Source organism: Aerosakkonema funiforme FACHB-1375, from assembly GCF_014696265.1.
GTDB lineage: Bacteria > Cyanobacteriota > Cyanobacteriia > Cyanobacteriales > Aerosakkonemataceae > Aerosakkonema > Aerosakkonema funiforme_A.
On record NZ_JACJPW010000026.1, the window covers coordinates 19,456 to 42,982 of the forward strand.

Below are 23,527 nucleotides of genomic sequence, written 5' to 3' on the forward strand. Positions count from 1 at the left end.
GCAGTTTTGAGATCTTGAGGCATTTAAACGAACTAATGACCCCTACTTTTGCTTTTAACCTCAAATACCATGCCCAGTCCGGAAATTAAACTTCTCGAACTATATACGCCCCTCGGTGGAGGAGTGTTCCTGGGATGGTTGCTAGGCCGTATCCTCCCCAAAAACTTCCCCACTTATTTGGGTCACTTTCTGTTTTGGATCGGAGCTCCGATCGCCATTGTGGCCTTTCTGCGCCGAACCAACCTATCCGGGCCAATTTGGATCGCACCTCTGGCTGCTTGGGCCGCAATTCTACTGGGAGCGGGACTTGCTTGGGCTGTCATTAGGTTAAATGACAAAAAAGATCCTGCTTGTGTTTCTCCTTCTGCTACCAGTTCTGGGAGTCAGCCGAATCAAGGCAGTTTCCTATTAGCATCAATGGTTGGTAATACCGGTTATCTGGGTTATCCGGTAACGCTTGCCTTAGTTGGACAGGAATACTTCGGCTGGGCCCTGTTCTACGACTTGCTGGGAAGTATGTTGGGAACCTATGGGTTGGGGGTTGCTCTTGCCGCTCGTTTTGGTATGGGGGCAAGCAGTCACAAACAATTACTTGCGGCAATCCTGAAAACTCCGGGTCTGTGGGCTTTGGGATTGGGACTGGTTTTAAGACCCATTTCTCTACCGGATTGGCTCGATTTTGGCTTGCAGAAGTTTGCGTGGACGGTAATATCTTTGTCTTTAGTGTTAATTGGGATGCGGCTGAGTCAGCTATCGTCTTGGCGCGGTTTGCCACAAGCATCAATTTGCTTGGCGATTAAAATGTTGCTGGTTCCCTTAGTTTTGGGTTGGGGTCTGCGTGGCTTGGGCTTGACAGGCCCACCTCATTTGCTGATCGTTTTGCAAATGGCGATGCCTCCAGCTTTTGCCACGCTGATTATTGCGGAAGCTTACAATCTCGATCGCGATTTAGCTGTAACTGCGATCGCACTCGGTACGGGCGGACTTTTCCTCACTTTACCGCTTTGGCTATGGCTGTTTGGAGTTTAAAGGCGCTGTGTAAGATGCTGCCAGTTGAGCGATGCTCATTTGTTCGTAGGGTTCAAACGGTTGATGAATCCAGGGATTATCGGGTAAATAGTCTACGTAGTAATCTGGAACGATGACGGAACAAGCTTTGTACCAGAGTACGGCGGTGCGAATTTCCTCTATGCGATCGCCATAATGTTGTTTAAGCCAAACAACGCTCTGCTCAAGAGTACTCCCAGAATCTACCAAGTCATCGACTAAGAGAATACGGCTGCTCAGCTCGCCTGTTGTCATCGTTATGTGAGAGGAAAAAGTTAGATCGCCGCGCACTCGGTTCTCGAAACCACCATAAGATGACGCAGCCAGAATAGCTAGGGGGTATCGGTAAATCCGAGACAAAATATCGCCAATTCGCAATCCACCCCTGGCAAGGCAGACAATCTGGTTAAAGTTCCAGTTGGACTGATAGATTTTGACAGCCAACAGTTCAATCTTAGAGTTGTAGTCTGGCCAAGAAACGTAAAGGTCGGGCATATAGCTAGGGCGTCGGGCTAGGGGTTAAAGCGTCGGGGAAGAAAAGTTTCGCATCAAGGGTTTGAGGGATTAACAACGTCCTAACGAGAGCAATTGCTGTAAATACAGACGTCATTTGAGATATAGAAAACTATAAAGCATCTTTTAACTTAGGTTTGCTAAGTTAACCACTACTTTCTTTTTTGAGATTCCCGATCTGATTATGTCGAGATCGGAAGCCTAACAAGCAAAGGTCGCCTTAACCGATGCCTTCCCTTTACCTGGACTGTGAAGCCAAAACAAAACTAAGGCGTTTGGCAGCAATTGAACATAAAATTGCACAAGTGGCACTTATCAATGAAAGCGATTTATTAAATTTATGAATAATTCTCCCCCTTCTGATGGCTTGTCGGAGACGCCTGGGAACGAAAAACTCAGCTTCAGCACTAAACTGGCCTACGGTGCCGGTGATATGGGTGCGGCTATTACGGCTAATATAGGGGTGTTTTATACTGCTTATTTTTTCACGGATGTCGCCGGTTTGGATATTGATAAAGCGGCATGGGTTTTGCTGATCGGTAAAGTTTGGGATGCCGTCAACGATCCGATTGTGGGAATATTGAGCGATCGCACCCAAAACCGTCGCTGGGGGCGTCGGCTACCTTGGATGCTGTACGGCGCGATTCCTTTCGGGATAACTTTCTTTTTGCAGTGGATTGTACCTCGCTTTAGCGCTAATGATGCTGCGAATGATTGGGCATTGTTCTGGTACTATGTGGCGATCGCGATTTTGTTCAACTCGTTCTACACGGCTGTTAATTTACCCTACACCGCTCTGACGCCGGAACTCACTCAAGACTACGACGAACGTACTAACCTCAATAGCTTCCGGTTTGCCTTTTCGATCGGCGGCAGTATTTTGTCTATAATTTTTGTTCGCATTATCGCCGGTTTAATTCCCGAAGACCGTATCCAGCAATATTTGTTAATTGGCGCAGTTTGTGCGGTCATATCCGTATTGCCTCTATATTGGTGTATTTTCGGCATCCGCGCCCGCGTTATGGCTGTGGCGGCGCAAAACCCCAACTTAGAGCAACCCGTATCTGTGCCTATTTTTGACCAATTGCGGATTGTTTTGAGCAATCGACCGTTTTTGTTTGTCGTCGGCATTTATCTTTGTTCTTGGCTGGCAGTTCAGCTAACCGCTGCCATTATTCCTTATTTTGTGACGAGTTGGATGCGCTTGCCAGATGCAGTAACTGCCCAAGTAATTTTTGCCGTGCAGGGAACTGCCTTTATTACCTTATTTGTTTGGAGTGCTGTCAGTCAGCGGGTGGGCAAAAAAGCCGTTTATTTTATGGGTATGAGCCTGTGGATTTTGGCGCAGGGGGGATTGTTTTTCTTGCAGCCCAGTCAAATATCCTTGATGTACGTTTTGGCGGTGATGGCAGGTTTTGGCGTTTCTACGGCTTATCTTATACCCTGGTCGATGCTGCCAGATGTGATCGAAATGGATGAATTGAGAACGGGACAGCGCCGGGAAGGGATATTTTATAGTTTTTTTGTACTGCTGCAAAAGGTAGGTTTGGCTCTAGCAGTTGCCTTGGTGCTGCAAAGCTTGAATTGGGCTGGTTACCTTGTGCCTACAGCCGAAAATCTCAGACCGATTCAACCTGCTTCTGCGCTTTTGGCAATTCGCGTTGCTATTGGCCCGCTGCCTACTGTTGCTTTAATTTGCGGTTTGGTGCTGGCATATTTTTATCCGATTACTCGCGAGGTTCATGCAGAAATATTACACAAGCTGAGAGAGCGCGATCGGTAGATAATTTCAGATTTTATATTTGAGATTTCAAATTTCATTTTGAAATTTGAAATCTCAAATTAACGATTTGGTAATTCGATCCGAAAAGTTGTCCAGCCATCACCGCTTTTTACGTTAATAGTTCCTCCCATTTGTTCCACCAGTTTCTGGACTAAAGCAAGTCCCAATCCAGTACCGCCTTGTTTCCAAAGATCGGCTTGTAAAACCCGATAAAACTTTTTAAACACATGGGATAATTCGGCAGGCGGAATTTCGACTTCATTGCTGACGGCAAGTACAATCTTCGGGACACAGGAACAGGAAGTAGACTCTTGGAGTGAGACATCTTCTCCAGCTAAGTGGTGGGAGACGCGCAAAATTATCCCGCCACCAGGCGGAGTATACTTACAGGCATTGTTGAGCAATTCTGCCACAATTCGTGCCAGTCCAGCGCGATCGCTAACTAGGGGCGGAACATCGGCTGGTAGTTCAATTTGGAGATTTTGCCCGCGTTCGAGGGTACGACTGCGGAATGGTTCGATGATGTTGGGTAGCCATTCTTGCAAGTTTAGCGATTCGGCGAGGGAGAGGGGATAAGATGATGCTTCTAAGCGCTGTAAGTCGAGGAGGTCGTTAATGAGTTCTGTTTCGCGATCGCACTCGGTTTTCAATATTTCCAAATAGCGCTGATGTCGTTCGCCGCTGGGCACAATTTTGAGCATTTGGATCGCCATTTTCATGTTAGCCATAGGCGTCCGCAATTCGTGGGAAACTGTACTCAAAAAGTCATCTTTAAGCAAGTTTAGTTTTTCCAGTTCTGCCACTTGCTCTTGTTTGAGATGATTGAGTTTTTCCAGTTCTACCAATTGCTCTTGCTTAAGTTGGTTGAGTTTTTCCAGTTCTGCCACTTGCGCTTGTGCTGCTTGATAAAGCCGTGCTTGACGAATCGCGATCGCGCACTGATTTGCTACCTGCTGTACCAAACGTATTTCTAACTCGCTATAGCTGTGTTCTTTGTGATTAATTAACCACAAATCTCCCAAAAGTCCTTCGTTATCGAAAATGGGGCAAGCCAGCATTGCCACCCGTCCCCGCACTGGATTTGGAAATATCGAACAAAACTGGAAATATTGTTTTTCTAATAGCTGAGTGTAGATTTCCGGATAGTTTGCCATATGGGCAACACGTCCCTGTTGCGCGGGTATTGAGACTGCATATTCGTGGCAAACTGTGGTAATTCCCTTTTCTAAATCGTATATAGCTGCATTGCAAGAACCGATATTTAGTCCTACTGCTACTTCCCGCACGGCAGTTTCTAAAATTTGGTTTTCGTCTAGGCTATCTCTCACTTTGTCTGTAATGCGTTTGAGCATTGCTTCAAAGTCGATAGCCTTTTTCAACTCAGCGGTGCGCTCTTGCACTTGCTGTTCCAATTCGCCGTTAAGTTTTTGGATTTGCTTGAAAAGTGACGATTGCTGGATGGCGAGCGCTACAGTTATCGCCAATTGTTGCAGTAAATCTATTTCAAAAGGCTGCCAGTGTCGCGGTTCCGAACACTGATGAGCGCACAGCAGTCCCCAGAGTTTTTTGTTGAAAACGATCGGCACTAGGAGATTAGCTCTAATTCCTATTTGAGCGAGTAGTTCTATATGGCAAGGTGCGAGATTGGCTTGCTCGATATCATCAATGGCAGAAATGTATCCCTGTTGGTACTTTTGGATATAATTTTCGTTGAAACAAGGGTCTTCGCAGGAAACTCCCAATATTGACGAACAATTCTCTGCGATTGATTCGACAACAAACTTACCAAAATTCCTTTCATCTATCTGATAAATTGCTACTCGTTCTACTTGCAAAAAACTGCGTACTTCTGCCACTGCTTGGTTGAGAATTTCATCTAGGTCTAAAGACTGGCGGATGCGTTCTTGCATCATTCCCAGTAGTTTTTCCCGCTCTGTTTGCTGACCCAGGGCTTCTTCTGCTTGTTTGCGATCGGTAATGTCTTGCACTCCACCGTAGATCAGAAGGACGCGATTTCTGTCGTCGCAATATACTGGCTGACTGTAATCTCTCAGCCAGCGCAGTTCTCCATTTTTGGTGAATAGTCGGTATTCGCTCACATCTGTTTGCCAACACAGAATTTTTTGCAGCCGTTCTAGAAAGATAGGCATATCTTCCTGATGAATGAGGTTTTGCCAGCCGCCGCGTGCTTCGATTTCTTCCCAACTGAAACCAGACATAAAACTAAAAGCACTTGTAATCCAATCTGTGACAAATAAACCGTTGGAGTCTATCTTTGCAGCATAGGCAAAGTCTGATGTCAATTCGGAAACGATCCGATAGCGCTCTTCACTTTTTGCTAAATCTCTTTCTGCTTGTTTGCGCTCTGTTATATCGCGCACAAATATCGCCACTTCATCACTGCTGGTAGGAACGATTCGAGCTTCAAAGTCTCGTAATTTCCCTTCAGTTTGCAACTGATACTCAAAAATTTCTGTTTGGTTGTTTGCCAAAGCTTTTCTTATTTGCTTTTTGGCCCGATCGGCCATATTTTTTGGTAATATCTCCCCTATCTTTTTACCCAAAAATTGACTGACAGGTAATTCTAAGCTGAAGCCTTTTGGAGGTTTACATTCCAAAAAAGTAGTATCTTTATAGACGCGAAATATAGCATCCGGTATGGCGTCGGACAAAATTTGAACGGTGGATTCGCTTTGTGGCGATCGATCTTGAAAAAGCGTGCTATTATTGCTAGGTATGGAAACTTGTAAAAAACCTGTTAGATTTCCATTACTCTCTTTAAGAGCAGAGTATTTGACATCAGCCCAAAACTGTGTGCCGTCTTTGCGATGTACGGAAAATTTCCCTGTCCATTCATTCTGCTGGGCTACTGTATCGCTAATTGCTGCGATTTGCTGCGAGCTGATTTGAGCGACGGTTAATTCATAAAAATCTTTACCGATAACTTCTGCTGCTTGCCATTGATAGAGATTTTCGGCGTAGCGGTTCCAATACGTAATCTTTCCTTCTGTATCTGTTGTGATGATGGCGTGGGGAGTACTATCTAAAATCAATGCCTGAAAATTCATTTCCTCCTCTGCTTGCGGCTGTATTTCTGCCGCTAGTAGAATTTGCGATCGCGGTTTTGAGGTGGCATCATCCAGGCGATATTGACGGAGATTATTAAGCCCTTCTATTTCCATACACAAATTATTGTTTCCCTGGCTTATACTATCCGCTACGACGCTCGTCATAGAATCAGGCTAGACTAGCTGATATTAGCAATCTATACGCTTTCCGGGCTTGAGTCCATAGATACATATTTTTTCTTATCCCGAACAGGTATACCAAAATACAGGGAGAATTTTCCTCTATCTCTGAGACTATCCTAGCTCCTTGACATCCCTAAATTCCCCAAGCCGTCACACTCTCGGTCAGACTCTTCTAGCATTTAGGCTGGTTTGTCGTCAAGCTGCTGTCCAGAATATGTTAAGATTTGTAAAAAAAATGAGTGTAAGGTCAGCGAATGAATCCTTCCCAGTTACAAGAAATATCAGCTCGCCTAGAAAGCAAGTCTTCGCGGGATCGGATGATAGCCCTCGCCTCGTTGCGGGATATCCCGGCAGTGGAAGCAGTACCTTTGATTAAAAAAGTTTTAGATGATGAAAACTTACAAATTCGGTCAATGGCAGTCTTTGCCTTGGGCATCAAGCAGACACCGGAATGCTATCCAATTTTAGTGAAGTTGCTGGAAACCGATCCGGATTACGGAATTCGCGCTGACGCTGCCGGTGCTTTGGGCTATCTGGAAGACAATCGTGCGTTTGAGCCGCTAGTACGGGCTTTCTATGAAGATACAGATTGGCTGGTGCGCTTCAGTGCGGCAGTGGCGCTGGGCAATCTCAAAGATGGGCGTGCTTATGAGGTATTGGTTCGGGCGTTAGATACTAAAGAAGTGGTACTGCAACAAGCAGCGATCGCCGCTCTAGGTGAAATCAAAGCCGTAGAAGCAGTCGATACTATTCTCCGCTTTGCCCAATCTGAAGATTGGTTGGTACGGCAACGCTTAGCAGAAGCTTTAGGTTATCTTCCCAGCCCCAAGACCATTCCGGCGCTGAAATTTCTGGAAAAAGATGCTCACCCGCAAGTTTGCGAGGCAGCCAAAATTTCTCTCCAGCGTCTGGAGGAGACAGCCATTGAGTAGCTTATTGGCGAGAGTGGGGGAGTGGGAGCTTAGGTCGTGGGGGAGCGGCAGAATAAATCTTTTCCCTTTTCCCTCTTCCCTCTTCTCTAGCCCCTAGCCCCTAACCCCTTTTTTGACTTTTGACTTTTGACTTTTGACTTTCATTAGCCCCAAGCCCCTTGTAAGATGGGGATTGGGATTGAAAAAACTTTTGGCGCGAGACAGTTTGCTTCATGGATGTTAAAGAATTTTTCCAGCTAAGCGCTGGCAAATGGTTTTCACAACGCACCAGTCACCATCTAGCCTTCAAGCAATCAGAAAGCGGCAAATCAGATATCAAAATTGAAATGCTCGCAGGAGACGACCCGGTAGTGATCGATCTGTGCCAGCAGTACGACATAGACCCGAAGTTAGCTTGGGGTGGGGCTCGCGTCACTTGGGACGGGACAATGGAATGGGATAGCGAAAAACACGAAGGTTCCTCAGTGCTGGTGCCGATACCAGATCTGGATACACCCCAAAGCGGCAAGTTGCTGCGAGATGTCGGTTATGCTGAGAAGGCAGGGGTGGCAGGTCGCTACATTATCGGTAGCGATGATGCGATGACACTGATTACCGAGTACGAAACGATGTACTCAGAAGAGCGCATCTGGTTTGCCAGTCCTAACTTGCGACTGCGAGCAAGCATACTCAAGCGTTTCGGTGGTTTCAGTATGGCATCTTTTTGCTCGGAGATTCGTATGGGAGTAACTAAAACCTAGACATCAAAAATTCACTCTTCCATTTTTCCCTTCTTTGTGTTCCTCTCCTGGGTGGGCCAGCGCCTTCAGCTTGATATAGAAGTCAGAGGATAAGGCTTCAGGTATGAATTGCTCAATCGGTCGATGACTGAAGCCCCATTCAGGATATGCAGTGAATTCTAGATTTTCTCTTTGTTGGCTAGACTGATAGTCTGAATTGCCATTGGTCAGATGAGTTTTTTGCTCATCTGACTTTGGCAGCAGCGATGGGAGTTCTACAGAATTTTCGCTGTGGCTGGGGTGACTTTCCTTTACTTGTGCTAAGGCGATATTCGATTTGGAGGTATGTTCCTCTGAAACAGGCTGTACCAAAGCTTCAAATGGGTTTGAGGTGGGAGCTGCTTCCATGTCGGGGATTAGATCGTCGCAAGGTATAGAAATTTCCGGTGCTTGTACAGCAAGGGGTTTTAACTCTTGCTGAGATGCCTCCTCTGCATCTGCGGCGCTGCTAAAGAAAACTTCTCGAAGTTCTTTCGGTAGTTTGTTACAAACGAGGCGTTCAAATTCGTACTTGAAATGGTAAATGGGTTGCTTGCGTCGCAGCCAGATAACTAAAATCTGCTCGACCGAAATGGATTTATACCGACCTTGATACAGTGCCTCAATTACGGCGAGCCGCACCCAGTCGGCTGGGTAATTTTTACTCCAACGCTCAACCAATTCAGTAGCTGGGTAGCCGCCCAAGTCGAAACTGTAGTTAGCCAACAGCAACGTAGCGGCGGCGGCAGCTGCTTTGTTTTCTTGTGCTGGAGAGCCTTTTTCTAGTTCGCTCATTAAATGTTAATAGGGCTTGGTTTAAGATTTGGGAGTATGCGATCGACCTGCGAATTAAAAGCTAGCTTCATAAACGATAAACGGAGTTTTAGTTTTATTTCTGTTACAGCAGGCGTTCATTAGCGATAGTGGTTAGGTTAGGCAATTTTATCTTTCCCTTTTTGTGCCACGACGCTTCACCTGCTACCTGTATGGCAACCGATCGATAGTGTAAACGGGATTGACAACCTCCTGGAGTAAAGTCAGATGATTGAAGTTGAGCATTTATGCAAAATCTACGGCTCGACCCCAGCCATCCAAGATGTTACCTTTACTGTGGAGCCGGGGGAAATCGTCGGTTTTTTAGGGCCAAATGGAGCCGGTAAAACGACGACGATGCGAATTTTGGCCGGGTACTTACCGGCTACCAGCGGTACGGCTCGCATTGCTGGGTACGATGTCCATTCCGATTCAATGGCGGTGCGGCAGCGAATAGGCTATTTGCCAGAAGTGCCGCCGCTGTATCCGGAAATGACGGTAGAAGGCTTTTTATACTTTGTAACCCGAATTAAGGGGGTAGCGGCGGGCGATCGCGTTGCGTCGGTTAACTCGGCCATCAAACGCTGCAATCTGGAGGAAAAGCGCAAAGTCGCGATCCGCAAGCTTTCCAAAGGATTTCGGCAGCGAGTGGGAATTGCTCAGGCGATCGTCCACGACCCACCTGTGATTATTCTGGATGAACCGACGGTTGGTCTTGACCCCCGTCAAATCATTGAGATCCGAAAATTGATCGAGAGTCTCGCCGGTAGCCACACGATTATTCTCTCAACTCATATCTTGCCGGAAGTCAGCATGACTTGTAGCCGCGTCACAATTATCAATCGCGGCAAAATTGTGGCAACTAATACCCCGGAAAATCTGGAGGCTAGTTTGGCTGAAGGTTCGGGGTATGAAGTCGAAGTAGAGGGAGATGCTGCCACCGCTTTGGCAAGATTGAGAGCGGTGCCGGGGGTACGTTTGGTAGAATCTATGCCGATGGAGCATCTACCCTCAAGTCGCGCTCTCTACCGGATAACATCGGAAACGGGAGCCGAACCGGGTCGCGAGATAGCGGCTGCTTTAGTATCGGCTGGATTGGGATTATGCGAAATGCGACGCACACGCGCCACTTTAGAGGATGTGTTCCTAGAACTGACAACATCGGAAAAGATGACAACTAGCGAGGAGCAAACCCACCCCCAACCCCGACCCGTACAACAGGAAAGGGAGATTGGTAGGGAAGCTCTTGAGCAAGGAGAGAAGTAAATGCAGATAATCCTCGCCAATATTATGGCTATCTACCGCAAGGAGTTGCAGAGCTATTTTGCTTCGCCCTTGGCGTATGCGATCGCGGGTGTATTCTGGTTTGTGGCTGGCTGCATTTTTATGACTATTCTGCTGGGCACAATTAATCAAGCCGCAGAATACGATCGAATGTACGGCGCAACCGTACCGCCGATCGATGTGGCCAACTTGGTTTTGCAAAGCTTCTTAAACGTGATGGGGTCGTTTTCGTTGTTTGTGCTGCCGATGCTCTCGATGGGTCTTTATGCAGATGAGCGCAAACGCGGTACTTTGGAATTGTTGGCAACGTCGCCCATCACCAACTGGGCAGTGTCGGTGGGCAAATTGTTGGGAGTCTTAACTTTTTTCACGGCGATTATCATGCCGATGTTAGCCTATGAGGCGATCGCTTTGAGTGCGGCTGACCCCCCCGTACCGCCAGCTGTACCTTTATTGGGGCATTTGGGATTAATCTTGCTCGCCGCTAGCGTACTGTCTTTGGGGATGTTTATCTCTTCCCTTACAGATAGTAACGTTCTGGCGGCAATCTTCACGTTTGTCGCTGTCTTGCTGCTGTGGATGATCGATTTATTCGCCGGGATGTGGGGCGGCTGGGTTGGCGCAGTATTTAGCTATTTATCATTGCTGAAGCACTACAACAACCTGGTACAAGGGATCTTGGATAGCAGCAGTTTGATATTTTTTGCTAGTTTTATTGTTTTGGGGGTGTTTCTCACCGCTCAGTCGATCGATGCCTTGCGCTTTCAGCGCTCGTCATAGGGAATTTCAAATTTCAGATTTCAAATTTCAGATTTAAATAAATTTGAAATCTGAAATCTTAAATCAGCAATTAGTAATCAGCCAATGAAAACATTCAAATTCAGCGATAAATATGCCAAATATCTGCTCTGGATAGGGCTATTTCTACTTGCTGCCGGTTTCACCGCTTGGGTAGTATCGGACAAGTGGTTGCCCGTACCGCTTTTGTTGGTAATTTGTGGAAGTGTGGCTCTAGGATTGTGGTTGGCAAGTCAAGGTAATGGCGATTTAACTTCACCGACACAAAGTTTTTGGGGACAGCGTTCCACACAAGCAGGAACTAATGCCTTTGTAGCTACGGCAGCAGTTGTGGCGATTTTGGTGGTAATTAACTTTTTGGGCGTCCGCTATTCGGGGCGGATGGACTTGTCAGAAAATCAACAGTTTACTCTGTCGCCTCAGTCACAGCAGCTGGTGCGGGATTTAACCCAACCTGTAAAAGTGTGGATATTCGATCGCAATCCCGATCCCAAAGACAAGCAATTATTGGAGAACTACCAACGTCAGGGGTCAAAGTTCAGCTTTGAGTATATCGACCCTAATGTCAATCCAGGATTGGCGAGAAAATTTAATCTCAAAGAAAGCGGCGAAGCTTATTTGGAATATGGCGAACAGCGAAAGTTTATCCAAAACGTCAATCAGAATGAGCCGCTTTCGGAAGAAAAACTGACTAATGCTATAGAACAAATTAAAAGCGATCGCACTCTGGCAGTATATTTTCTGCAAGGTCATGGCGAACGACCGATGGAGTCAGTCAGAGATGGACTGTCTCAAGCAATGAAGTACCTGGAGCAGAAAAATTATAAAAGCATTGCGCTTAACTTGGCAGAACGTTCATCAGTTCCCGATGATGCCGTTGCCGTCGTGGTAGCGGGGCCAAAACGAGCTTTGTTTGAGCAAGAAGTTAAAGTGTTGCGCGAATATCTCGATCGAGGTGGCAGCTTGCTACTGGCATTAGACCCCAATACCGATCTGGGACTCAATAGTTTATTGGATGAGTGGGGTGTGAAGCTGGAAAATCGTCTTGCCGTTGATGCCTCCGATGATGGACGTTTGATTGGATTGGGACCGGCTACTCCCATCGTGACTAACTACGGAAATCATCCCATTACTAAAAATTTTGGCAATGGCATTTCTTTCTATCAAATGGCAAGACCTCTAGATATTCAACCTATCAAAGGTGTGGAAGCGACGCCACTGTTGTTGACTTCTCAAGATAGCTGGGCGGAAAGCGATTTAGAAAATCGGGAATTAACTTTCGATCCCAAGCAGGATCGCCAAGGGCCGTTGATTTTAGGGGTAGCTTTGAGTCGTAAAGCGGAATTTATATCCAATTCCCAGCCAGCACAAGCATCACCCTCTCCTGCTGCATCTCCAAATAAGTCAGAAAGCCAAACATCAAAACAAAATTTGGATAAAAAGCCAAAAAAACGCTCAGATGAAGCTCGCTTAGTTGTGTTTGGAAATTCTAGTTTTGTCAGCGATGGGGTATTCGAGCAACAGTTAAATGGCGATGTGTTTCTCAATTCAGTCAGTTGGTTGAATAGGCAAGAAAATCGCACTCTTTCCATTCGTCCCAAGCAGCCAAACCAGCGTCGTCTGAAGATGAGACTTTCCCAAGCTGGCTTGTTAACTTGGATAAGTATAGTCATTTTACCTTTAATCGGATTTGGAACGGCTGGCTGGCTTTGGTGGCGGCGGCGATAAGGAAGATATCTGGAGGTTGCTGTCTCATATGAAGTTCCCGAAGTCTACTCTAATTCTGTTAATATCGGCGGTGTTTTTAGGCGGTATCGTTTATCTGTTTGAAACCGAGGGCAGACCGCAGCTAGAAGCGGCGAAAAATCAGGAAAATCTGGTTTTTGATTTCCAGGAAAAAGATGTGCAAACTGTTGTTTTAAAAACCCAAAATAAAACTATACAGTTCGATCGAAATCAGCCGCAGCAAAATAATATTTCCGCCACTAAATGGCGAATGAAAATCTTGGAAATTGCCAAGGAAACTGAGACAAAACAAGAATCTGAAGCGAAGGAAAACACTGAATCTGGCGATAACAAAACAACTGCATTGCCTGAAAATAGTACGGTAAATAGTTCTGGCGATAAGAAAGCAAGCGAACGCGATCGAGATACTCAAGTAACACCATCTCCGGAAGCAAAAGCAACAGAGCGGCCAAAAGAAAAGATTGGCACCCAAATGCCAGCTAATGACGCCTATGTGGCTTATTTGCTGGATAAGTTAGTTAAGGCAAAGAGCGAGCGCATCCCCAGCGATCCGCGCATAGATTACGGTTTGAATGAACCTCTAGCGACTGTGGATATAAAGTTAAATAATCAGGTAAATCATCAACTGATTTTAGGTAAGCCTAATTTTAACGATACCTCCTTGTATGCGATCGCCGATCCTCCCAAACAAGTGAAGGAACCGATACAAGTGCTGTTGGTAACTAAGGATTTCGAGTATGCGGTAAATCGACCTTTATCTGAATGGAAACAAGAAGAAAGTCAAAAATAAAAAGTCAAAAGTCAAAAAAAGAGATGAGATAGCATTTCTAGACCTGAGTTAGTGTCTGACGAATCTGCTCTAAAAGTTCCTCCATCGACAAAGAAGCAGGCAAAATTCGCGTGGCGATTTCCCGCAAAGCCAAATCTAGAGACTCTTCCAGACCTGACGACGATTCATCTGTATTTAACTGTTTAGCTAGCACAAGCGTAGGAGGTCTTTGTCCAAACCGTTTGAGAGCAGAGATCTCCTTTATTAATTGGTTTGAGGTTGTTAATTCTGCCAGATCTATTAACAGTAAATCTACACTACGGTGCTGAACTTGCCGCAAAACTTCTTCCCAAGAATGACCTATCACACCTTTAAACCCAGCCGTTTGGAAATATTGGATTAAGACTTGCAGCTTCTCAGTTCGCTTTTTAGTAGCAGCCGCCATATCCAGATTTGTCAGTTGTCGATCTTGTCCGGCTTCTGGGGAAGTGGAACTAGCAGACTCCATACCAGAAGTCACCGTTGGTTGTATAGGGCCAAAAGAAGGAATTAAATCCGGCAAAGTTAAGATATCCACAACTAAAATACTGGGCTTGCAGCTCATACCAGCAGCTACTTGAATCGCCTGTAACAAAGTATTGGGTTCTAATGAAGATCCAGGGGCTGTCAAACAAGGAAATACTTGTAAAGGCAACTTTCCATGTTTACCGCTTACTTGAAGAGCAGCTTTAGCAGTCGCTTCATCCAAAACCACCAAGGGCAAACTTGCCAAGGCTGGGTGTTGGCTCAGCTGTTCCAAGTAAGGTATAGGATCGGAAATTTGGCTTTCGAGTAAGACTACCTGGGGCTGCCAAACCCGCGCTAGAAGTTCGGCTTGATCGAGATCGTCAACTTCTAAAATCCGGTAATTGTATTGATGTAAAAGTTTACTCAAATTGGGGTGAGGGAACGAGGAAGCCTGGTGTGAATTTGCGACTTTCTCGCCCTCCAAATCGCCTGCTGGAGAAGTCTTAAATATTGCCGTGCTAGAAGCCGGCTGGTGAGTCGGCTCGACAGATAAATTAGTTGTTGCGATCGCACTGTTGCGATCCTCTGCTAAATCCCCTGGCGCACGTGTACTAAGCCGCAGAACGATCAAACCGGTCCCGGAAGCTTGACCCTTTTCGGATGCTTGAGGGTGGGCCAAGCTTTCCAAAGTTTGGCGCAAATCATCCAGTTGCACCGGCAAAGTCAAAAAGCTATTAGCTCGCTTACTGTAAGCGTAATTCTTTTCTGCCCTAGTGGCGGTGACGATCACTGGTATGTGTTGAGTTTGGGGAGATGATTTGAGCAAAGTGAGTACATCCCAACCTGAGAGGAGAGGTAGGAGGGGATTGAGGAAAATGGCACAAGGTTGCAACCGTCGCGCTTTTTCTAAAGCTTCCGTACCGGAGCGAGCAATGACGACTCGATAGCCCAACCCCAAAAGCTGGTTTGTTAGTTCTTCGATCGATCGGGGTGTGGTTTCTACGATTAAAACTAAGCGAGATGAAGCTTCTGACTTCTGGTGTGTGGCATAAGAGTTTTGCTGAACAAAATAAGAATTTTGATTTAGAGAATTTTCTTCCCATTCAGAACTCATTGTGGGGAATTCATAAGTATTTCCAGGTGGACTGGGAGGTAGGAGAAGCGTAAACTCGCTACCTGTACCTGGCTTGGAAATAAAAGTAACATCCCCGCCGTGAAGGCGAGCGAGACGCTGGGTTAAAACCAGTCCGAGTCCGGTACCGTCAAACTGACGGGTGAGGGGATTTTCTAGCTGTTGAAATTTTTGAAAGATTAGGTGTTGTTTTTCTTCGGGTATGCCTATCCCTGTATCCCAGACCGTAAAAGCAATCCAGCCTTCCCAGCGGCTGACTTTTAAGCCAAGGTGACCGTTAGGCTCTGTAAATTTAAGCGCGTTGGAGAGCAGATTGACAAGCATTTGACGCAGGCGCAGTTCGTCTGCGATCAAGCTTTCTAAACTGGTTTCGATCGACAGAGTGAAGTTAGGCTCTGGAGTGAGGGCAATGCGTTCTTCTTCTTCTTCTTTGTTTTTTCCCCATACGAGGTGTCGAGCTTGCTCATAAGCTCGATCGCATACATTTTGGATATCCACGGGAGCGAGGGTCAGCTCCAGCTGCCCAGTTTCCATACGGGTAAGATCCAAGATGTCGTTGACGACAGTCATGAGATGGCGAGCGCTCTGATGGATCAGTCGCGCATAGCGGATTTGGCGATCGTTGAGTTCGCCCAGCAAACGATCTTTGAGCAAGCTGGACAAGCCTAAAACCGCTGTGAGAGGAGTTTTTAGTTCGTGACTGATGCAGGCTAAAAATTCATCTTTAAGCCGATTGAGTTGAATGAGATCGGCATTTTTAGCTGCCAGTTCTTTGGCGACTTGCTGCTCGTCCGTAACATCCTGTGCTAGCACGAGCCACAAGTCACCACCGATCGCTTCTGGAGAGCTATTAAATATTTCCGACCCTTTATCCGGCTCAGAGGTCGGCTTACCGTCGATATGTTGTCCCGATTGCTTGGCTCTGAGATCTCCATACTGGATGCCAAATGCTTCGTGTGTAAGCCGCAGAGTTTCTTGTTCCAGCATGGGAATCGAAGGCGCTACCAGGGAGCTATCCATGTTTGCGCCTAAAGTTGCTAAGCAAAAGTTCTCATAACACTTAGTCACTTGAAGCAGCTCTTCTGGTGTACTTTGGGGGGTGCTTTGGCTATCTTGGGACAGATCCTGGCTGGATAAAACGTTGCCCAGAGGGATTTTGATAAATTGCCACGCTCGCTCGGAACCATTTTGCATGGGACAGATACAAATGCAGGTGTTTGGATTTGTACCTAAATGACAAAGTTTAGGGGCAAAGGTGCGATCGTTAGGAGTCGTCGGCTCGTCTGAGTTTCTAGCTGGGGTGGCGATCGGCAAAACCGAAAAATCAAATAAATTTGAGGCTTCGCCAAAGAAATGGTCCCATTCCTCCACTTTGGCATCTTGCCCTGGAGGTGGTGCTTTTGCCAATAGTTCAGCGGCTTCGCGTCTGATCGATTCGGGGTCTTGCAGGGCTCCAAAGTGTTTGCGCCACGCTAAATTTTGGTTTACGGATTCACCGTTGCCTGTTTGCAACATGATGGGTAAGGGCAGTCGTTCCAGCAGTACAATCAGGGGATGAAGGGTTTCCTCTAGGGTAGTGGTGGTGGGGTTGTTTGAGGGGATGCGATCGACAGGCAATCTTGGCGCTGCTGGTTTTTGTGGAGGTTCGGATTCTGCTAATATTTCTGGCGATAAGCGATTGGCCAGGTATTGCAGAAGACGCTGAGTATCCAGCAAGCCCAGAAACTTGCCAGTGGGATCGACTAGAGCCCAGTCAGGGCTGGGAGCAGTTTTATACCTCCGATCTTGCAAATACGGCCAAAATTGTTTGAGAGTAAAATCGGCAGGTAGGGTGGCGACCGGCTCAATGATGGATAGACCGAGATCTAAAATAGGTTGCTGTAAATTAAATTCTGGCGCAATTTGGGGTCGGCGCGATGTCACAGATGCTTTATTTACCGCAGGGCGATCGAACCCATCTTTTCGCTCTACTTCTCCCAGGCTCCTTCCATAAGCTGCACCCGGAAAGGTAGGAGGCAAAGACGGCTCGAAGTCTGCTGTCATTAAAGTCGCTTCTGGGGCACTTTTAAATATTGCCCCCCCAGAAGCCGATTTGGATAAGTTCAAGTAGGGCAGTAGACTGCTCAGGTGCAGTATTCCCATAGGGCGTAGCTGTTCGTTCACCACTACCAAGCTATTTGTGTAACGAGTAGTGGTGGTGCTGGGCTCGCAGTTGTCCTGGCTGAAAATTTCCAGCACTGCTGCGAGGCTCATCCTCTGCGTGCAGATTGGGACGATGGCGATAAATTCTTTCAGGCAGGGGGTAGACATGGGTATGTGCTGTCTGGCTGGCAGTTCAAAATAGCTGAAAGCGCCTCTTTGAGTCCACAGTCCCATGACTTTTACGCCTCAACCGCTCTACATACAGGGTAGGCGGTGCGTCTTTTTCAGGTGGAAGCAATGCCTGTAAGCTAGGCAAATGTTGTTTAACGCAGAGTAGGAGACGCTTAAAGGGTCTACATCATATTATGAGCTCAGTACGAATTTTCCTTCTATTTTGGCAATTACAATTAATGACAATTCAACTAATGTTAGCTTAATGTTAAGCATTGTATTGAGTCCCTTACAGGATGTCTGTCCTGGGGGGGAAGCAATTATACAACGAGTTGATCCCCTTACTTCCAAAAAGCACGTGCGATCGCAACTTTCTATCTGTACTTTCTTGCCTTCTGAGCAATTGGCTCAGTCGCTTGAGCCGTTTTTAAGTGGCGAACGCTATGTGCTGTCTGAATTCCAGTCAAAAGAGGCGTTTTTGAGTTTTGTGACGCAGCGACAACAACAGATCGATTGCCTGATTTTAGAGGATGTCCCAGAGATGTTGACCGTTGTCGAGCAGTTGCACGAGCAAGGTACGCTCTTACCTAGCGTGATTTTAAAGGCGGATATAGAAGAAGTAAGGCTAAGCCCAACATCGGGTGATGAGATTCGCAAATCTACCTTACCCGCAGAAAAGTCAGGGAAAACTTCAGCAGAATTTACTCCAGAGGGGATTGTGAGTTTTTATGATGCGGCGGCGATCGAAGTCTCTCTTAGCGAAATGGATCGCATTGCCGATCGGATTGAGCAAGCGATCGCTCGCTTTCTGGAGCTTTCTTCCCAAGCTCCTTTGTGCGAGACATTCTCATGGGGCGAAAACATCGCCAAACAAAATTTTCTCTTGTCACAGCAACAGCGCTTGGCAGAAAAACTAAGAGAACGATTAGGATACCTGGGAGTGTATTACAAGCGCAATCCCAAACATTTCTTTCGGAATTTTTCAGTTTCCAAAAAACAGGAGTTTCTGGCTCAATTAAAATATGACTACCGCCAGATAGTTCTGAATTACTTTGTACAAGATGCCAACCTAAATCAAAAAATTGATGAATTTGTCAATACAGCTTTCTTTTCTGACATACCGGTTACTCATATTGTGGAAATTCATATGGAGTTAATGGATGATCTTTCCAAGCAACTAAAATTGGAAGGGCGTAACGATGAAGTGCTATTAGATTACAGACTGACGTTAATCGATGTGATAGCTCACTTATGTGAAATGTACCGCCGTTCGCTGCCCAGAGAATCTTAAATTATGGTTCATAGTTCGCGATCCGCAGATTAAGAATGAACGATGAACATGAACAATCAACAATGAACAATGAACAAGTAATAACGATTTATGAGCCCTTTGAAGAAAACCTATGTTCTCAAGCTTTATGTAGCTGGGAACACACCCAATTCTGTCCGAGCATTAAAAATGCTCAAAAATATACTTGAACAAGAGTTTCAAGGCGTTTACGCACTGAAAGTGATTGATGTTCTCAAAAATCCCCAACTGGCAGAAGAAGATAAAATCTTGGCAACTCCTACTCTGGCGAAAATATTACCTCCCCCGGTGCGAAAAATAATTGGCGATCTTTCCGACAGAGAGAAGGTATTGATTGGTTTAGATCTGCTTTACGAAGAATTGCGTGAGGAAGAAGAATTGGGCTTTTAAAAGAATTTTGCCATCAGGCCAATCAAGCCAGCAAAGATAAGGATTTAGCCTTTTAGTTTATGCTCTTAACTTTCATTTTTGACGATCGAAGCAATGAATAAACCCAAAAACCAGACCGAACAAAAACAAGAAACTCTAAAAGTAGGAGTCGAAAAAATCCGTACCCTTATAGAGGGATTTGATGATATAAGTCATGGGGGTTTACCTGTTGGTAGAACAACGTTAGTAAGCGGGACTTCTGGAACTGGAAAAACATTATTAGCCATCCAATTTCTCTATAACGGCATCATTCATTTTGACGATCCGGGAGTCTTTGTTACTTTTGAAGAATCGCCGAACGATATTATCAAAAATGCCTGTAGCTTTGGTTGGGATTTACAACAATTAATCGAGAATGGCAAGCTATTTATTCTAGATGCTTCTCCCGATCCGGAGGGACAAGATGTTGTCGGGAGTTTTGACCTTTCTGCTTTGATTGAACGTCTGCAATACGCCATTCGTAAATACAAAGCTAAACGGGTTTCGATCGACTCGGTGACGGCGGTGTTTCAACAATACGATGCTGCTTCGGTTGTGCGAAGAGAAATCTTTCGCTTGGTGGCGCGTTTAAAGCAAGTTGGCGTGACTACTATTATGACAACCGAAAGGGAGCAAGAATATGGGCCGGTGGCGCGTTTTGGCGTAGAAGAATTTGTGTCGGACAATGTGATAATTGTCCGCAATGTTTTGGAAGGAGAGAGGCGTCGCCGCACGATGGAAATCCTGAAATTGAGAGGTACAACTCATATGAAAGGCGAATATCCTTTCACTATTACTAATGATGGAATTAACATTTTCCCCTTGGGTGCAATGCGATTAACTCAACGTTCTTCTAATGTGAGAGTTTCTTCTGGTGTGAAAACGCTGGACGAAATGTGTGGTGGTGGTTTCTTTAAAGATTCGATTATTTTGGCCACAGGAGCGACGGGTACAGGCAAAACGCTTTTAGTAAGTAAATTTTTGCAAGATGCCTGTATGAGAGGCGAGCGAGCGATGCTATTTGCTTATGAAGAATCTCGCGCTCAGCTATCGCGCAATGCTTACTCATGGGGTATTGATTTTGAGGATTTAGAACAAAAAGATGTGCTAAAAATTATTTGTGCTTATCCGGAATCGGCTGGATTGGAAGACCACTTGCAAATTATTAAATCGGAAATTGCACAATTTAAGCCTTCTCGAATTGCGATCGATTCTTTATCTGCTTTGGCGCGGGGAGTGAGCAATAATGCTTTTAGACAGTTTGTGATTGGCGTAACAGGTTTTGCCAAGCAAGAAGAAATTACCGGCTTTTTTACCAACACCACCGATCAATTTATGGGGTCTCATTCGATTACAGACTCTCATATTTCTACGATTACGGACACAATCATTATGCTCCAGTACGTAGAGATTCGCGGCGAAATGTCTCGCGCTATTAACGTGTTTAAGATGCGGGGTTCTTGGCACGATAAAGGCATCCGCGAGTACACCATCAGCGAAAAAGGCCCCGAAATTAAAGACTCTTTCCGGAACTTTGAACGGATTATCAGCGGTTCTCCCAGTCGCATTAGCGTTGATGAAAAAACAGAACTTTCTCGGATTGTCAAGGGGGTTCAAGGAAAAATTGGGGAAGAGTAAAGCTATTTATTCAAAAAATTAGCATTTGGAATTTGAGATTTTTGATTTTGTCCCACGGGTGAAAAATTTAAAGGGGAAGAGAAAAATAAATTAGCCTTTCCCTTTACTTTTACCTAGATGGGCGTTAGCTTGAGCGAATGAAAAGCAACCAAATAGAGATGGCAGCAAAGAAATGATCTGCCGATCTATGGTTGGACTAAACATCGAACGAGCACGGAGGGATTTGAACCCCCGACACCCAGGACCGGAACCTGGTGCTCTATCCACTGAGCTACGTGCCCTCATTGCTATACGAGTATAGCATTTCTAAGGAAATTAGGGAGGGAGGAGGACTGAGAACAGATCAAATTTTCCACAGCTGGATCAGAAAACGGGGGGCAGGCAAGATAATAATCAACAACAGGCCCAAAGCCAGCAAGCCCCACAAGTCGCGTTTGTTGTCGAGTTCGGAGACATCGTTCAAAGCCGGTTCGTCGTAAATGGGTATTATGTATAGGAAAACAGCCCAATACAAAAAATAGGGCGGAATGATAGTTACTCCCAACAACCACGGCATCAGAGAAGCGGTCAAAAGTAAGAAGCGGGAAATTTGACCGATCGCAGTGGCTTGTTTTTGGCCAAACATGGCATGGACGATGTGACCGCCGTCGAGTTGTCCTACAGGCATCAAATTAAAAGCTGTGACGATCAGGCCCAGGTATCCGGCGACGGCGACGGGATGGAGATCGATCGCTTTATCGGGGGTCAAAGCATTGCCCAGGGCCAACTTACTCAAGAAAGTTAGCAGTAGCGAAGAGCTGGGAATAAAGGCATTGATGTTCAATATGCCTGCTTTTTCCGATATGGGGACGATGGAGGAATTAGCCAAACCCCAAATCAGCAATGGTAAAGTAATCAAAAAACCTGCCAGAGGCCCAGCTATTCCCACATCAAATAAGACTTTGCGATCGGGCGGCAGACTACGCATCTGAATAAACGCCCCAAATGTGCCTGGGAAAAACGGGACGGGGATAAAGTAAGGCAGAGTTGTCCGCAATTTGTAGAAGCGAGAGGCCAAATAATGACCCATTTCGTGGACACCCATAATGGCAATCAGTGCCAAGGCATAGGGCAGTCCTTTCAGCAGTATGGCTGAATTTGATTCTACTGCCTGTCGGGTGACACCTGCTATTTGCGCCCCGACTATGGTTGTGGTATAGAAGGTTGTCGCCAGAAGTACCAAAGCCAAACCCGGTCGGGTCAGAGGTTCGCTGTTACGCTGGGTATTAGATTGAGCTTGGGGATTGGGAACAAGGGCGAAGAAGGGGGTGGAGTTGAAACCTTCTTGAAAGACGATCAGGAAGCGATCGCCAAATTTTGCTTCAATATTCTCCCGGATGGTTTTATAAGCTACATCCGGTTTGGTTCGCAGTTGCCCCTTGCAAATCACGGCTTGGGGTCGATACTCCAGATTTTGCAGGTAATAGATCGTCCAAGGAAAACATTCCCGCAGCTGTGTTTCTTCTTCCTTATTGATGGGGCGTACCTTTAATACCTGACCGTCTGGGTTGGCGGTCTGTTCTGGGGTAGGGGTATCGGAGTTTTGAGTTGCTGGTGGGGTTAGGTCTTTACGCCCCAACAGAATCAGCCAGCAGTACAAAATGACGCTGATTAAAAATACGCCCATCGTCAGGGCGACTGGCATAGGCTTATTCTGGCCATAGACCAATGTCCACCCAAGCCATACCAATGGCGATGTCATCATCACCAACCAGAGTATCCAGGCTGGTGTTTTAGTAATACTGGCAACGCTACGCTGGACAATGAAGTAGGTAGCCAGTCCCAATAGTATAAGCAACAATACACTCATGTTATGCCCAAACAACCACGGGCTGTCTTGGACACGATTTTTGCCTTTCCACCCAATCGAGATACGTTGGGAGCAACAGCCTATCTTATTGTAGAAAACGAAACCAATATTCTGGTTGATTGTCCGGCTTGGGACGAGGAAAATCAGAAATTTTTACAGGAACGCGGTGGGGTATCGTGGCTGTTTATCACTCACCGAGGCGGTATTGGTAAGGCGCGAGAAATTCAGCAGGCTTTTGGCTGTCGGGTTTCGATCCAAGAACAGGAAGCTTATTTATTGCCTAAATTAGATGTAACGACATTTCGGCAAGAGTTGGCCCTCACTCCTCAAACGCAAGCGATCTGGACAAGCGGACACTCTCCCGGTTCTGCTTGTCTTTATTACAGCGCTTTGGGTGGGGTGTTGTTCGCGGGGCGTCATTTATTGCCGGACAAGGAAGGCGTACCTGTACCTCTGCGAACTTCTAAAACTTTTCATTGGCCGCGACAAATTCGCAGCGTGCAGTTATTGCGCGATCGCTTTTCGCCTGAGACTCTCAATTATATCTGTCCCGGTGGGAATACAGGATTTTTGCGGGGCAAAGGGGCGATCGATCGAGCTTACCAGCACTTGGCTAGTTTGGATTTAGATGCTTTACTTTTGGCTAAAGCTGTGCTTTAAGGCGATAGGAGAAAACT

Annotated in this window: 17 protein-coding genes and 1 tRNA gene; 12 read left to right on the top strand and 6 right to left on the bottom strand. The window is 46.1% G+C overall.

Annotated features, from left to right (window positions below; all coding sequences use genetic code 11):
- Positions 1-69 precede the first annotated feature (69 nt).
- Entirely contained in the window at positions 70-1,029 is a 960-nt protein-coding gene (locus H6G03_RS11975; RefSeq protein WP_190464646.1) for an AEC family transporter, read from the top strand.
- Here the strand turns inward: H6G03_RS11975 and H6G03_RS11980 are convergent.
- The gene (locus tag H6G03_RS11980) at positions 1,009-1,542 is read right to left on the bottom strand and encodes a phosphoribosyltransferase (RefSeq protein WP_190464604.1); all 534 of its coding nucleotides are present in this window, start codon (positions 1,540-1,542) and stop codon (positions 1,009-1,011) included. The two genes, H6G03_RS11975 and H6G03_RS11980, sit on opposite strands and share 21 nt — an antisense overlap.
- Before the next feature lie 358 nt (positions 1,543-1,900).
- Between H6G03_RS11980 and H6G03_RS11985 the strand changes: the two genes are divergently transcribed.
- Positions 1,901-3,343 carry an MFS transporter gene (locus H6G03_RS11985; RefSeq protein WP_190464605.1) on the top strand — a complete coding sequence of 481 codons (1,443 nt, stop codon included), beginning with the start codon at positions 1,901-1,903 and terminating at the stop codon, positions 3,341-3,343.
- Positions 3,344-3,402: 59 nt separating this feature from the next.
- Here H6G03_RS11985 and H6G03_RS11990 read toward each other — a convergent pair whose 3' ends face one another.
- Positions 3,403-6,576: a PAS domain S-box protein gene (locus H6G03_RS11990; RefSeq protein WP_190464606.1), complete on the bottom strand. Its 3,174-nt coding sequence runs from the start codon at positions 6,574-6,576 to the stop codon at positions 3,403-3,405.
- 272 nt (positions 6,577-6,848) lie between these two features.
- On the opposite strand from H6G03_RS11990, the gene H6G03_RS11995 reads away from it, so the two are divergent.
- Positions 6,849-7,526 carry a HEAT repeat domain-containing protein gene (locus H6G03_RS11995; protein ID WP_190464607.1) on the top strand — a complete coding sequence of 226 codons (678 nt, stop codon included), beginning with the start codon at positions 6,849-6,851 and terminating at the stop codon, positions 7,524-7,526.
- Between the two features lie 212 nt (positions 7,527-7,738).
- Positions 7,739-8,266, top strand: coding sequence for a phycobiliprotein lyase (locus H6G03_RS12000; protein WP_190464608.1), 528 nt, complete (start codon positions 7,739-7,741; stop codon positions 8,264-8,266).
- A 3-nt stretch (positions 8,267-8,269) separates the two neighbouring features.
- Here H6G03_RS12000 and H6G03_RS12005 read toward each other — a convergent pair whose 3' ends face one another.
- Positions 8,270-9,079 (bottom strand): hypothetical protein, encoded by an 810-nt coding sequence (locus H6G03_RS12005; protein WP_190464609.1) that lies wholly within the window; start codon positions 9,077-9,079, stop codon positions 8,270-8,272.
- 246 nt (positions 9,080-9,325) lie between these two features.
- On the opposite strand from H6G03_RS12005, the gene H6G03_RS12010 reads away from it, so the two are divergent.
- The 4 genes from H6G03_RS12010 to H6G03_RS12025 all read left to right on the top strand — a co-directional run bounded on the left by H6G03_RS12010 (position 9,326) and on the right by H6G03_RS12025 (position 13,715).
- The gene (locus H6G03_RS12010) at positions 9,326-10,363 is read left to right on the top strand and encodes an ABC transporter ATP-binding protein (RefSeq protein WP_190464610.1); all 1,038 of its coding nucleotides are present in this window, start codon (positions 9,326-9,328) and stop codon (positions 10,361-10,363) included.
- On the top strand, positions 10,364-11,161 hold the full coding sequence (locus tag H6G03_RS12015) for an ABC transporter permease (protein WP_190464611.1): 798 nt from the start codon (positions 10,364-10,366) through the stop codon (positions 11,159-11,161).
- Positions 11,162-11,245: 84 nt separating this feature from the next.
- Positions 11,246-12,907: a GldG family protein gene (locus tag H6G03_RS12020; RefSeq protein WP_190464612.1), complete on the top strand. Its 1,662-nt coding sequence runs from the start codon at positions 11,246-11,248 to the stop codon at positions 12,905-12,907.
- The gene (locus H6G03_RS12025; RefSeq protein WP_190464613.1) at positions 12,870-13,715 is read left to right on the top strand and encodes a hypothetical protein; all 846 of its coding nucleotides are present in this window, start codon (positions 12,870-12,872) and stop codon (positions 13,713-13,715) included. Before H6G03_RS12020 ends, H6G03_RS12025 begins: the two co-directional genes overlap by 38 nt.
- Positions 13,716-13,752: 37 nt before the next feature.
- Here the strand turns inward: H6G03_RS12025 and H6G03_RS12030 are convergent, their stop codons facing one another.
- Positions 13,753-17,709, bottom strand: coding sequence for a hybrid sensor histidine kinase/response regulator (locus tag H6G03_RS12030; RefSeq protein ID WP_242060386.1), 3,957 nt, complete (start codon positions 17,707-17,709; stop codon positions 13,753-13,755).
- A 202-nt stretch (positions 17,710-17,911) separates the two neighbouring features.
- Between H6G03_RS12030 and H6G03_RS12035 the strand changes: the two genes are divergently transcribed.
- From H6G03_RS12035 to kaiC, 3 genes are all read left to right on the top strand, one after another.
- Positions 17,912-18,937, top strand: coding sequence for a circadian clock protein KaiA (locus H6G03_RS12035; RefSeq protein WP_190464614.1), 1,026 nt, complete (start codon positions 17,912-17,914; stop codon positions 18,935-18,937).
- Between the two features lie 90 nt (positions 18,938-19,027).
- Positions 19,028-19,345, top strand: a complete 318-nt coding sequence (gene kaiB, locus H6G03_RS12040) for a circadian clock protein KaiB (protein ID WP_190464615.1) — start codon at positions 19,028-19,030, stop codon at positions 19,343-19,345.
- A 93-nt stretch (positions 19,346-19,438) separates the two neighbouring features.
- On the top strand, positions 19,439-21,001 hold the full coding sequence (kaiC, locus tag H6G03_RS12045; protein WP_190464616.1) for a circadian clock protein KaiC: 1,563 nt from the start codon (positions 19,439-19,441) through the stop codon (positions 20,999-21,001).
- Between the two features lie 208 nt (positions 21,002-21,209).
- Here kaiC and H6G03_RS12050 read toward each other — a convergent pair.
- Both H6G03_RS12050 and H6G03_RS12055 read right to left on the bottom strand, forming a co-directional pair.
- Positions 21,210-21,282: transfer RNA gene (locus H6G03_RS12050), tRNA-Arg, on the bottom strand.
- Between the two features lie 62 nt (positions 21,283-21,344).
- Positions 21,345-22,850 (bottom strand): site-2 protease family protein, encoded by a 1,506-nt coding sequence (locus H6G03_RS12055; RefSeq protein WP_190464617.1) that lies wholly within the window; start codon positions 22,848-22,850, stop codon positions 21,345-21,347.
- Between the two features lie 3 nt (positions 22,851-22,853).
- Between H6G03_RS12055 and H6G03_RS12060 the strand changes: the two genes are divergently transcribed.
- Positions 22,854-23,510: an MBL fold metallo-hydrolase gene (locus tag H6G03_RS12060; RefSeq protein ID WP_190464618.1), complete on the top strand. Its 657-nt coding sequence runs from the start codon at positions 22,854-22,856 to the stop codon at positions 23,508-23,510.
- Positions 23,511-23,527: the final 17 nt, after the last annotated feature.